The following is an 11,684-nucleotide window of genomic DNA, read 5'->3' as shown; positions in this document are numbered from 1 at the left end:
TAGGTAAGGTTGTCGCAGGGCACCATTCGCGGGGCCCGCTGCGGGAGGGTCGATGTGGTACTGGCTATTCAAGTTCGTCTTCATGGGACCCCTGCTGAATTTGCTCGGTCGTCCGAAAGTTGAAGGGCTCGAATACGTTCCGGACTCCGGGCCGGTAATCCTCGCCAGCAATCACCTCGCAGTCGCCGACAGCTTCTACAAGCCGCTGGTCGTGCGACGCCGCATCACGTTCCTGGCCAAGTCCGAGTACTTCACCGGAACCGGCATCAAGGGCTGGTTCCAGCGCTGGTTCTACACGGCCGCCGGTCAGGTTCCCATCGACCGCACCGACGCCGATTCCGCGCTCGCCGCGCTGAACACCGCCGCGCGCATCCTGTCCGAGGGCAAGGTGCTCGGCATGTACCCCGAGGGAACCCGATCGCCCGACGGTCGGCTGTACAAGGGCAAGACCGGACTGGCCAGGGTCGCGCTGCAGACCGGCGTGCCCGTGATCCCCGTGGCGATGATCGGCACGGACGGGGTCAACCCGCCGGGCAGCAAGATGTGGCGCTTCGGCCGCGTCACGGTGAAGTTCGGCAAGCCCATGGACTTCACCCGCTTCGAGGGGCTGGCAGGCAACCGGTTCATCGAACGCGCCGTCGTCGACGAGGTCATGTACGAACTGATGCAGCTGTCCGGTCAGGAGTACGTCGACCTGTACGCCGCGGACGTCAAGGAGAACAAGCCTGATGACGGCAATCCGGCAGCCCGTATTCCTGAGGCGGCCGCGGGCTAGGGGCTAGCTCGTCGCGGGCACCGGCGCAGTGGCGTTCAACGCCGAGCGGCTCGCCCCCTCGGCGCGACGGCCGAGTGGGCCTGCCACCGCACCTGACACCGCGATCACCGCCAGCGCCCACCACAGGTAGGGCCCGCCCACTAGCTGGCGCCATACGGACTCCGCGGATTCGTGGTGTTGGGGCAACAACACGTACGGCAAGCAGATCATCAGGACGACCCCGATCACACTCACGGCTGCCAGTGCCGCGTTGCGTTCCCGGTAGCCGATCACCGCGGTGACGAGCACGGCAGGCAACGCCCATACCCAGTGGTGTGACCACGACACCGGCGACACGACCAGTCCGAACAGGGCGACGCACACGAGTGCGAGCGTCGGTTGGTCGGCCTTCAGGATGCGCCGTACCGACCACACGGTGAGCCCGAGCACCGCGAAGCAGGCCAGCGTCCACAGCACGAACCGCGGGCCCTCGCTCACGCCGAGCCGCGCCAGTAGACCCGCGATGTTCTGGTTGGTATTGAACGTGACCGTCCCGATCCGGTCGGTGTCGTGCACGGTCTCGGTCCAGTACTGCAGGGAGTCGCGCCACGCAAAGACCAGCCCGATCAGGGTCGCCCCGATCGCGGCCGCCGCCGAGGTCACCAGCGCGCGGGTGTCACGGCGCAACAGGAAGTAGAGCAGGAAGATCGCGGGCGTCAGCTTGAGCGCGATCGCGACGCCGAGCAGCAGCCCGCGCGGCCACGGCGTCTTACGGGGCACGCAGTCGGCGATCACCAGGGTCATCAGCACGACGTTGATCTGGCCAAATTCGAAGTTCGACCGAATCGGCTCAAGGAACAGCACGGCGGGCGCGACGATGGCGGCGGCCAGCCAGCACCGTCGCAGCCAGCCGGGGCCAGTGAAGGCGGGCCACCGGTCGCCGACCGCCAGCCGCGTCAACACGATCCACGTCGAGACCACGAGCAGCACCAACGTGGTGAGCGTGATGGCGGCGCTTGCCAACGGAAGGGGCAGCAGCGCGAACGGTGCGAACGTGATGGCCGCCAGCGGCGGGTACGTGAAGGGCAGGTCCAAGCCCGCCTGGGTGGAGAACAGCACACCGTCGCTGTACAACGGGCGACCGTCGAGCCAGGCTTGGCCGCCCAAGCGGTAGACGTCGATGTCGATGCGATACGGCGTGTGGCCCAGCAGGCGCCAGCCGGCCCAGAGCAGCGCCGCCGCGGTGAGCAGCTGAAAAAGCCTCCACGCCACGGTTGGCCACCAGCCCGCTACGCCGCGCAACCGCTGAGTACTCATGTCGGGCTCCAGCCTATCGTTGCGCCAACGCGTGTCGGCGGGTATCCGTTCGGGACACGCGCTGGTCGGCGTAAGTTTCGACCGTGCACCTGAACATCGAGCTGGACTTCATCACCCGCGGGCGGTTGCCGCTGCTGTGTTGCCTGGTGGCGTTCATCCTCACCTTCTTCGTTACGCGCACCATCGTTCGCTACATCCGGGCCCAGGCAGACAGTGACGCTCCCCGTAAGTGGTGGCAGCCCCGCAACATCGGGCACGGTGGCGTGCACATTCACCACGTCGTCATTGGGGTGATCCTCGTCATGCTCTCCGGCGTGACGATGGTGACCTTGGCCGTCAATGGGGGAGTACCCGAATTCACAGTGGCTGCAACGTTCTTCGGAATCGGAGCCGCGTTGGTGCTCGACGAGTTCGCGTTGATCTTGCACCTCCAGGACGTGTACTGGTCGGAGGACGGCCGAACGTCGGTCGACGCGGTGTTCGCCGCGATCGCCATCGCGGGCCTGCTGGCGCTTGGCTTCAACCCGCTCTCGTTCTTCGACGTCGGGGTCTGGCGTGACGACCATTCGTTACTGGCCCGCGCGGCGGTGATCGTGCTCGCCGCGAGCACGCTGCTGCTCGCCGTGATCGTGTTGCTCAAGGGGAAGGTCTGGACGGGGCTCGTCGGAATGTTCATCACGCCGCTGTTGCTGGTCGGAGCCTTCCGACTGTCTCGCCCGCACGCACCGTGGTCGCGGTGGCGCTACACCACCCGTCCACGCAGGATGCACCGGGCGCTCGTCAGGGAACGCAGATTGCGCAGACCAGTCGTTCAGGCCAAGCTTTGGCTGCAGCACGTCGTCGCCGGGGAACCGCACTTTCCCGACGACAGGGAGGTCGATCAGCAGCTCGACCTCGAAATCCACCCAGCGGCGGCGCCGTCCGAACCGCCTGCGGTCCATGAGAAGGCGAGTGTGTAGGTCCTGCCATGCGCTTCTTCTATGACACCGAGTTCATCGACAACGGTCGTACGATCGAGCTCATCTCGATCGGCGTCGCCGCCGAGGACGGCCGCGAATACTACGCCATCTCAACCGAATTCGACCCCGAGCGGGCGGGCAGTTGGGTGCGCAAGAACGTACTGCCAAAACTGCCTTCGCCGTCGTCGAAGCTATGGCGATCCCGGCGCCAGATCCGCGACGACCTCGAGACGTTCTTCGACATCGACGGCGACGAGCCGATCGAGTTGTGGGCCTGGGTGAGCGCCTACGACCACGTCGTGCTGTGCCAGTTATGGGGTCCGATGACGGATCTGCCGCCGTCCATCCCGCGCTTCACGCGCGAGCTGCGCCAGTACTGGGAGGAACGCGGTTGCCCGCGTATGCCACCGCGGCCCAGGGAGGCGCACGACGCCCTCGTCGACGCCAAGCACAACCTGCGCCGTTTTCTCATCATGAACGAACTGATGACAGACGACGGCGGCTGGGCGCAGCGCGCCTGACGGTCGGTCCTCAGGCGGGCAGCGTGGTCGGTAAAACCCGCTGGTGCGCGCAGTTACCATAGATGGGTGAACTGGACCGTCGACGTACCCATCGACCAGCTCCCGGACCTGCCGCCGCTCCCCGCTGAACTGCGCGAACGGCTCGACGCAGCGCTGGCCAAGCCCGCGGCTCAGCAGCCCGGCTGGCCCGCCGACCAGGCCGCGGCAATGCGGACCGTGCTGGAGAGCGTCCCCCCGATCACCGTGCCCTCGGAGATCGAGCGCCTGCAGGGCCTGCTCGCACAGGTCGCCCGCGGCGAGGCGTTTCTGCTGCAGGGGGGCGATTGCGCCGAAACCTTTGCCGACAACACCGAGCCGCACATCCGTGGCAACATCCGCACGCTGCTGCAGATGGCCGTCGTACTGACCTACGGCGCAAGCATGCCGGTGGTGAAGGTGGCCCGCATCGCGGGCCAGTACGCCAAGCCGCGGTCGGCGGACGTTGACGCGTTGGGCCTGAAGTCGTACCGCGGGGACATGATCAACGGTTTCGCGCCGGACGCCTCCGTCCGCGAGCACGACGCCTCGCGGTTGGTGCGGGCCTACGCCAACGCCAGCGCCGCGATGAACCTGATGCGTGCCCTGACGTCCGGCGGGTTGGCGTCGCTGGAGTCAGTGCACGACTGGAATCGAGAATTCGTTCGCACGTCACCGGCGGGCGCGCGCTACGAGGCGCTGGCAGGTGAGATCGATCGCGGGTTGCGGTTCATGAATGCCTGCGGCGTCACGGACCAGAGCCTGCAGACGGCCGAGATCTTCGCCAGCCACGAGGCGCTGGTGTTGGACTACGAGCGCGCGATGCTTCGGCTGTCTCACGACGAGGCCGGCGCGGCGGCGCTGTACGACCTCTCGGCGCACTACGTGTGGATCGGGGAGCGCACCCGCCAACTCGATGGCGCGCACATTGCCTTCGCCGAGGTGGTCGCGAACCCGATCGGAGTGAAGATCGGACCGACGATGACACCGGAGCTGGCCGTCGAATACGTCGAGCGGCTCGACCCGCACAACAAGCCGGGCCGGCTGACCATCGTGAGTCGGCTGGGCAACAACAAGGTTCGCGATCTGCTGCCGCCTATCATCGAAAAGGTGCAGGCAACCGGACATCAGGTGATCTGGCAGTGCGATCCTATGCACGGCAACACCCATGAGTCGTCAACCGGATACAAGACGCGTCACTTCGACCGCATCGTCGACGAAGTTCAGGGCTTCTTCGAGGTGCACCGCGCGCTGGGTACGCATCCCGGTGGCATCCACGTCGAGATCACGGGCGAGAACGTCACCGAGTGTCTTGGTGGTGCACAAGACATTTCGGACTCGGACCTGGCCGGGCGTTACGAGACGGCGTGCGATCCGCGGCTGAACACCCAGCAGTCGCTGGAGTTGGCCTTCCTGGTCGCGGAGATGCTGCGCGACTGATTCGGCGGGCTGGAGCGGAGCGACCGGGGATTTTGGTCAGATCAAGCCCGCCAGGTTGCTGCCGAGCGTCCACGCGCCGGCGGCCACCAGTCCGGTGAGGATCAGGATGGCGAGTACCCACAGCAGCAGCGCCCGCCTGCCGCGTTGTCTGGCCCACTCGAATTCACTGAGCTCGATGCCTGCGAAGTGCCCGGATTGTGCTGGTGCGGACGGTCTTTCGCGCGGCCGTTCCTCGCGCGTGAACTCACGGGTGTGCTTGAGCGGCGGCCGCGCGGGTTGCGGTGTCCGCACCGGAAGGATCGGTGGCGGGGCCGCAGGCCGGTCGGTGGTCACCGCCGTCGTCTGCTCTTCGACCACCTGGCTGTGAAAGACCTCGGCCGCGTGGTGCTGGGCTGAATTGCGTGGCGCCGGAACGCGAAACGGCGGCAGCGCCAATTCCTCGCTGATGGATTCGAGCTCGGCCACCATTTCCTGTGCGTCGGCAAACCGATCGGCGGGGTTGCGGGCCGTCGCGGTTGCGACCAATTCGTCGAATTGCGGTGGCACGCCCGCAATTGCGGCACTGGGGCGCGGTACGTCGTTGTCCATCCGCTGATAGGCGACGGCCAGCGCGGAATCGGCGTTGAACGGTGTGTCACCGGTCAGCAGTTCGTAGGTGAGGATTCCGGCGGCGTAGACGTCGCTGCGCGGGGTGGCGTCCCCGGTGCTGACCTGTTCGGGGGAGAGGTACGCCGCAGTGCCGAGGATCACACTGGTCGATGTGATCTTCGCCTCGGCGACGGCGCGCACCAAGCCGAAGTCCGCGATCTTGACGTCTCCGTCGTCGGAGATCAACACGTTCTCCGGTTTGACGTCACGATGTACGAGCCCGGCGTGGTGAGCCACTGCGAGCCCATGGAGCACCGGCGCCATTACCGCAGCGACGGCGTGGGGTGGCATCGGGCCGCGTTCGCGCAACAGCTCGCGGAGCGTGCCGCCCTCGACGAGCTCCATGACCAGGAACGGATGCCGTCCGTCGAAGCCCTGGTCGTACACCGCGACCAGCCCTTGGCCCTTCAAACGCGCAACGGCCCGGGCCTCCCGTTGGAACCGCGTGAGGAACTGTTGGTCGCCGGAATACCGGGCATCCATGACCTTGAGCGCGACGGGTCGGTCCAGCCGTACGTCCAGTCCGCGGTACACAGTGGACATGCCACCGGTCGCGATCATGCCGTCGACGCGGTAGCGCCCGTCCAGCACGGCACCGACGAGCGTGCCCGATTGGTGGCTGGTCTCCACTCACGCATCTTAGACTCGGTGCGATGAGCAGCATTCCGGCCGCCGAGGACGTACTTGATCCCGACGAAGCCGTCTACGACTTGCCCGCAGTGGCATCCATGCTTGGCGTTCCGGTGACCAAGGTGCACCAGCACCTGCGGGAGGGTCACCTCATCGCGGTGCGCCGCGACGGCGTGGTCGTCGTGCCAACGATCTTCTTCGACGGCTCAGGGCACGTCGTGAAGAGTCTTTCCGGCCTGTTGGTGGTGTTGCGCGATGGTGGCTACCACGAGACCGAGATCCTGCGGTGGTTGTTCACCCCGGACTCGTCGCTCACCATCAGCCGGGACGGCGCCACCGAGGCACAACCCAACGCACGTCCGGTCGACGCCCTGCACTCGCATCAGGCGCGCGAGGTGGTCCGGCGCGCCCAGGCGATGGCCTACTGACGCTCCGGCGACAGTTGCTCGTCGGCCTTGCCGAGAGGGGCCTTGGCGAGCCAATACCACGCTGCCACAGCACATCCCGTGGCCAACAACACGTGTAGCCACGAATACATGCCGTGGGAACCGTCCGGTTTGAAGATGACCATGATCCAGGTCGAGAACCCCGCGATCACGGCGATGGCAGATCGGCTCTGCGCCAGCGCCGACAGCACCGCCAGCGGCCACGTGTAGTACCAGGGCAACGCCGCGGGCACGAACAGCACCACGATCAGCATGGCCAGCGCGATGCCCGTCAACGCCTCCCGGTCATTGTGCCGAAATCGCCACCACAACAAGGGCAGCGAGATGGCAATGACGCCGATGCCGATGATGCGCGTGACGTCCAGCACGGCGTAGAAGTTGACCGGGAAGAACAGTCCGCCGACGGCGTTGATGAGATTGGCCGCCGCAGTGGGCACCGTCAGCCAGTTGATGATCTTCACCGAACCCGCCAGCGCGGTCAGCCAGCCGAGCCCGACCCCCGCCAGCCACGAAACCACGGCGAAGACGAGCGCGAAGATTCCCACCGACGCCGCGGTGGCGATCCCGAACGCGCGCAGGCCGCCAAAGCCGTGGCGATCCCGTAATCGGTGCATCCACATCCACACCATGAAAGGCAGCGCGATCCCCGCGGTGGCCTTCACGGCGACGGCGAGGGCGATCAGCACAACACCCCACGCGGGTCTGTCGGCGCACGTCAAGGCGATGGCGGCCATCATGAGCCCCACCATCAGCATCTCGTTGTGCACGCCACCCATCAGATGGATGATGACTAGCGGGTTGAGCACGCAGATCCACAGTGCCGCAGCGCCATTGGCGCCCACGTGGCGCGCCACCCGCGGGGCCGCCCAGATCAGCATCACCAGTCCCGGCAGCATGCACAACCGCAGCAGCATGGTTCCCGCGATGACGTCGTTGCCGACGATCATCGTGACGAACTTGGCCACCATGATGAACACGGGGCCGTATGGCGCCGTCGTCGTCGTCCAGATGGGACTCACGTTGTCCAGCAACGAGTTCTCGTTGTCGATGGGTCCCACGACGTACGGGTCCAGCCCGTCGCGCAGAAGGGCGCCCTGCGCGAGGTAGGAGTAGGTGTCGCGGCTGAATACCGGCACGCTCAGCAACAGCGGCAGCAGCCAGAACCATGTCGTTGCGACCATCGTGAACTCGGTCGCGGAGCGGTCGACGACCCGACGACCCAGCCACAGCCAGGCCACCAGCATCACCGCCACTCCGGCCCACAGCAGCACCGACGACAACACCAGGCCGTGGCCGAATCGCATCCACGACAGGTGAAGCGACTCGAGCAGCGGATCGTGCAGTCGTGTGCTGCCTGCGCCAAGGCCGCCGACGGTGATCAAGGCGGCGCCGAGGAAGCCCAGGAGGGCGGGTCTGCCCTCCTCGGCGGTGGCAAAGGTCTGTAGCGCGCGGACGTGGCGACCCAGCCAGGGTTTCGGGTCGCGCGTCGATGTCGGGGTAGTCATGCTCCTCAGGCGGACCGGTTGGAGGCCAATCTGCCAAGCTCGGCGAGGCCGATCTTGGCATGTGCGTCAATCGGCGCCGCGGCGAGCGTCTCCAGTGCCCGCCGGGTCAGCGTCTCGATACGGCCTTCGACGGCGGCTAGTGCGCCGACCGACTCGATGACCAGGCACAGTTCGCGGACTTGGGCTTCTGTGAGGTCCGTGCCGATGGACGTGCGCAACAGCTTGGCTGCGATCGGATCGTTCGCTTCGGCGCGTTCGACGGCCTCGGCGAGCAGGACGGTGCGCTTACCCGATCGAAGGTCGTCCCCGGAGGGCTTGCCCGTGACGGCCGGGTCGCCGAACACGCCGAGTACGTCGTCGCGCAGTTGGAACGCCACCCCGAGGTCGGTGCCGAGTTCGTGAAAGATGTCCTGCACGTCGGGTCGGTCCGCGGCAGCCGCCGCGCCGAGCTGAAGCGGACGCGAGATCGTGTAGGACGCCGTCTTATAGGTATTGACCGTCATCGCCGACGCGACGGATTCCGCCCCGCTGGCCTCCGCGGCAATGTCCAGGTACTGCCCACCGAGTACCTCGGTCCTGATGTCGGCCCACACGCGCTGCACTCTGCGGTGCGCGTCGATGGGCAGCTCGACTCCCGCGACGATGTCGTCAGCCCAGACCAAGGACAGGTCGCCGGCCAGGATCGCCGCCGACAGGCCGAACTGTTCGGATGACCCGTGCCACTGCCGTTCCCGATGACGATCGGCGAACACCCGGTGGATGGTCGGCAGGCCGCGCCGCGTGGCCGACGCATCGATGACGTCGTCGTGTACCAGGGCACACGCGTGCAGCAACTCGAGTGCGGAGAACAGGCGCAGTACGTCGGCGTCGGCGACGGCACCCGGCGGGGCAACCGCACGCCAGCCCCAGTACGCGAACGCGGGCCGCAGCCGCTTCCCGCCGCGCAATACGAATTCTTCGAGGGCAGCGGTCAACTCGGTGTAGTCGGCACCTATGTAGGCGGCGTCGCTTCGCCGCCCGCGCAGGTATTCCCGCAGTTGCTCAGTGACGGCGCCCGTCAGTTCCATCGCCGACGGTGCCGCTGCATCAACGCTCAGCCGGCGCCCCTTTCACTACCCCTGGGTGCATTCAGAGTAGAGCGTGCGATCGGATTTGTAGCAAGTCAGGGCCACTTCGCCCGCGTCAACGACGTTCGCGCGTGTCTTCCAGAATCGGGCTGCGATCACGCGCCATCCACGCCACTCCCGCGAGGATGCCCGCGACGAGGAAGGCGCCGATGCCCATCCAGATCGCCGCGCCGGTGAACGAACGCGCGCTGGGGTCGGTGTAGCGGGCCTGCGCACTCATGGTGCTCACGATGCCGGGCTTGAGCTTCCACTCGACGATGTCGGACGACACCTGATTGCCGTTGGTCGAGGTGACGTCGCCGGGGAACGACACGGAAAGCGACACGTCGGCATCCGGATCGTTGAGCGAGGTGAGGTCGGCCCGGCCTTCGAGAATCACCAGATCGCCTGCCCGGCGCAGCGAGATGTCGACGCCCGCGGAGTCCCGGTTCATGTTCGCCAGTTGCGGAAGTTCGGCGAACGTGAGGTCGGAGAACAAGGCTTGCGAGCCGACGTAGTCATCGCGCTCGTAGCTCGTCACGGAAACCTTGTTGCTGAACGGCAGCGTGTTGAGCAGCTGCGGACCCTTGTCATCGCTGTTGCGCGGTTTGGCCGCAGCGATGATCTGTCCCGACACCCGGTCGTCGGGGGAGACCGTGATGGACGCGCGCACGCGTACACAGCCGACGACGATCGGGAGGATCAGCACCAGCAACAGGAGGGCCGACAGGCGTCTGGCGCGGAAGCGGGCGGCGGGCACCTGAGTAATCGTGCCAGCTCTACCCGCTCAGAGCGGTAGTGATCGGCCGAGTATCGCGAACGGCCTCGGGTCGCCGGCGAAGTGGTAGTCGCGAATGACGTCGCCGAAGCCGAGCCGTCGGTAGAGCCTCCACGCTCGGTTGGACTCGCCGTTGATCTCGGGGGTGGAGAGCAGCACGTGTGACTCGCTGCGCCCGGCAAGCAACCTGCGGGTCAGCGCTTCGCCGAGCCCGCGCCCCTGGGCCCGCGGGTCGATGTGCAGTTCGGTGAGCTCGAAGTAGCTCGTCATCAGGTCGGTGATGCGGGCCCGATCGGTGCCACCACGCTCGAGCCCCTGGACCACTTGTTGCTGCCACCACTGATCCGGCGCGCCACAGTAGCCGTAGGCCACCCCGAGCATCGGCGCCGCGACCAGCGTCGTCGGATCGTCAGGCGGCTCTACCGATTCCACGGCCGCCACTGCTTTCCAGCCAAGCCTGCGGGTGTGTTCCAGCCACATCGAGGCCCGCTGCTCCTCGGTGCCTCTGGGGTACCGCATTGCGCCCACGTAGATGGCCAGCGCATCGCCGAGTCTGGAGTGCATGTCGTCAGGCGACAGGTCGATCAGAAACGTCGACAACCTACAGGTGCCCTTCGCGCGTTCGAGTGCGGTGCGGCCCCCGGCGGCGGCCGGAGGAATCGTTGTCATTATCCCGTCGGGGCCCAGTCGCTGCGGTGGCGGCTCGGCAGTGGCGTCCAACGTCATACAATCGTGCGACGAACAAGGTGGTACGGGTCAGATTGAGCTCGTATCATTATCATTAGGTGTCCGTGAATGCGGATACACGCATTGTTGAACAGTAGACACGGCCTCGGCAGGTGCAGGCAGGCAAGGGAGGCACGCATGCCACTCTCGGATCATGAGCAGCGCATGCTCGACCAGATCGAGAGCGCGCTCTATGCCGAGGACCCCAAGTTCGCGTCGAGTGTCCGTGGTGGCACTCTTCGCGCACCTTCGGCGCGTCGTCGGTTGCAGGGGGCACTGCTGTTCGCGCTCGGACTTGCACTCCTGGTCTCGGGAGTGCCGCTCTACACCAACGTCAGCCATGTCTTCCTGGCGCTCAGCATCGTTGGATTCGTGGTGATGTTCGGTGGCGTGATCTTCGCGATCACGGGTCCTCGGGTGGCAGGTGGACGGGAGCGTCCTGCCGGCGAGGCGGGCCAGGCGCGCCCCAAGCGGGGCAAGGGCTCTGGCGGCTCCTTCACCAGTCGCATGGAGGACAGGTTCCGCCGCCGATTCGAACAGTGATCGACGCTTCATGACCTTGGGGTAGCTCCGGTAGGGGCTGCCCCAATTTTTTGGGCTGCTCCCTTCCTTGGGCCTGCCCGGGTGCTTTGGCCCGCCGCAAAATCCCTTTCGCCAGGACACGCCGGAGCCTGCGTTCACCGGGCGCTGACGAGGCTCGGCGCCCCACTGCGCCCCACCGGGCGTTCGCGGTGCGACTACCTGGGGTTTCCCCATTTCTGCAGCGCTCGCGTCCGCGGCGCGTGGAGGTCTTCGACGGCATCGGTGGCGGTAGGTGGGGCGGGCGACCAATCTTTTGC

Annotated in this window: 12 protein-coding genes; 6 read left to right on the top strand and 6 right to left on the bottom strand. The window is 66.5% G+C overall.

Going from position 1 to position 11,684, the window contains the following annotated elements:
* Positions 1-52: 52 nt before the first annotated feature.
* Entirely contained in the window at positions 53-775 is a 723-nt protein-coding gene (locus tag SLQ30_RS11040) for a lysophospholipid acyltransferase family protein (RefSeq protein WP_319446307.1), read from the top strand.
* Positions 776-778: 3 nt separating this feature from the next.
* On the opposite strand, the gene SLQ30_RS11035 is transcribed toward SLQ30_RS11040, so the two are convergent.
* Positions 779-2,071, bottom strand: a complete 1,293-nt coding sequence (locus tag SLQ30_RS11035) for a glycosyltransferase 87 family protein (protein WP_319446306.1) — start codon at positions 2,069-2,071, stop codon at positions 779-781.
* An 83-nt stretch (positions 2,072-2,154) separates the two neighbouring features.
* Between SLQ30_RS11035 and SLQ30_RS11030 the strand changes: the two genes are divergently transcribed.
* The 3 genes from SLQ30_RS11030 to SLQ30_RS11020 all read left to right on the top strand — a co-directional run bounded on the left by SLQ30_RS11030 (position 2,155) and on the right by SLQ30_RS11020 (position 5,006).
* Positions 2,155-3,030 (top strand): hypothetical protein, encoded by an 876-nt coding sequence (locus tag SLQ30_RS11030; RefSeq protein WP_319446305.1) that lies wholly within the window; start codon positions 2,155-2,157, stop codon positions 3,028-3,030.
* Between the two features lie 8 nt (positions 3,031-3,038).
* The gene (locus tag SLQ30_RS11025) at positions 3,039-3,551 is read left to right on the top strand and encodes a polyadenylate-specific 3'-exoribonuclease AS (protein ID WP_319446304.1); all 513 of its coding nucleotides are present in this window, start codon (positions 3,039-3,041) and stop codon (positions 3,549-3,551) included.
* Between the two features lie 66 nt (positions 3,552-3,617).
* Positions 3,618-5,006 (top strand): class II 3-deoxy-7-phosphoheptulonate synthase, encoded by a 1,389-nt coding sequence (locus SLQ30_RS11020; protein ID WP_319446303.1) that lies wholly within the window; start codon positions 3,618-3,620, stop codon positions 5,004-5,006.
* 36 nt (positions 5,007-5,042) lie between these two features.
* Here the strand turns inward: SLQ30_RS11020 and SLQ30_RS11015 are convergent, their stop codons facing one another.
* On the bottom strand, positions 5,043-6,284 hold the full coding sequence (locus SLQ30_RS11015) for a protein kinase domain-containing protein (RefSeq protein ID WP_319446302.1): 1,242 nt from the start codon (positions 6,282-6,284) through the stop codon (positions 5,043-5,045).
* A 23-nt stretch (positions 6,285-6,307) separates the two neighbouring features.
* On the opposite strand from SLQ30_RS11015, the gene SLQ30_RS11010 reads away from it, so the two are divergent.
* Positions 6,308-6,712, top strand: coding sequence for an Rv2175c family DNA-binding protein (locus SLQ30_RS11010; RefSeq protein ID WP_319446301.1), 405 nt, complete (start codon positions 6,308-6,310; stop codon positions 6,710-6,712).
* Here the strand turns inward: SLQ30_RS11010 and SLQ30_RS11005 are convergent.
* The 4 genes from SLQ30_RS11005 to SLQ30_RS10990 form a co-directional block, all read right to left on the bottom strand.
* Positions 6,706-8,235, bottom strand: a complete 1,530-nt coding sequence (locus tag SLQ30_RS11005; RefSeq protein ID WP_319446300.1) for an alpha-(1->6)-mannopyranosyltransferase A — start codon at positions 8,233-8,235, stop codon at positions 6,706-6,708. The two genes, SLQ30_RS11010 and SLQ30_RS11005, sit on opposite strands and share 7 nt — an antisense overlap.
* 5 nt (positions 8,236-8,240) lie before the next feature.
* On the bottom strand, positions 8,241-9,302 hold the full coding sequence (gene idsA2 / locus SLQ30_RS11000) for a bifunctional (2E,6E)-farnesyl/geranyl diphosphate synthase (RefSeq protein WP_319446299.1): 1,062 nt from the start codon (positions 9,300-9,302) through the stop codon (positions 8,241-8,243).
* 115 nt (positions 9,303-9,417) lie between these two features.
* Positions 9,418-10,110 carry an LppM family (lipo)protein gene (locus SLQ30_RS10995; protein WP_319446508.1) on the bottom strand — a complete coding sequence of 231 codons (693 nt, stop codon included), beginning with the start codon at positions 10,108-10,110 and terminating at the stop codon, positions 9,418-9,420.
* A gap of 18 nt (positions 10,111-10,128) precedes the next feature.
* A complete protein-coding gene (locus SLQ30_RS10990; protein ID WP_319446507.1) occupies positions 10,129-10,719 on the bottom strand; it encodes a GNAT family N-acetyltransferase in 591 nt (196 codons plus the stop codon).
* Between the two features lie 264 nt (positions 10,720-10,983).
* On the opposite strand from SLQ30_RS10990, the gene SLQ30_RS10985 reads away from it, so the two are divergent.
* A complete protein-coding gene (locus tag SLQ30_RS10985; RefSeq protein WP_319446298.1) occupies positions 10,984-11,388 on the top strand; it encodes a DUF3040 domain-containing protein in 405 nt (134 codons plus the stop codon).
* The last annotated feature ends 296 nt before the right edge of the window (positions 11,389-11,684 follow it).

The sequence above is a fragment of the Mycobacterium sp. RTGN4 genome (assembly GCF_033804635.1).
In the GTDB taxonomy this organism is placed as follows: Bacteria; Actinomycetota; Actinomycetes; order Mycobacteriales; family Mycobacteriaceae; genus Mycobacterium.
This window is presented reverse-complemented; position numbering and strand designations above follow the sequence as displayed.

Excerpts from the sequence above, each read along its gene's own strand:
- idsA2 (WP_319446299.1), bottom strand. The coding sequence starts at position 9,302 with ATGGAACTGACGGGCGCCGTCACTGAGCAACTGCGGGAATACCTGCGC.
- SLQ30_RS10985 (WP_319446298.1), top strand. The coding sequence starts at position 10,984 with ATGCCACTCTCGGATCATGAGCAGCGCATGCTCGACCAGATCGAGAGC.
- SLQ30_RS11025 (WP_319446304.1), top strand. The coding sequence starts at position 3,039 with ATGCGCTTCTTCTATGACACCGAGTTCATCGACAACGGTCGTACGATC.
- SLQ30_RS11005 (WP_319446300.1), bottom strand. The coding sequence starts at position 8,235 with ATGACTACCCCGACATCGACGCGCGACCCGAAACCCTGGCTGGGTCGC.
- SLQ30_RS11010 (WP_319446301.1), top strand. The coding sequence starts at position 6,308 with ATGAGCAGCATTCCGGCCGCCGAGGACGTACTTGATCCCGACGAAGCC.
- SLQ30_RS11040 (WP_319446307.1), top strand. The coding sequence starts at position 53 with ATGTGGTACTGGCTATTCAAGTTCGTCTTCATGGGACCCCTGCTGAAT.
- SLQ30_RS11035 (WP_319446306.1), bottom strand. The coding sequence starts at position 2,071 with ATGAGTACTCAGCGGTTGCGCGGCGTAGCGGGCTGGTGGCCAACCGTG.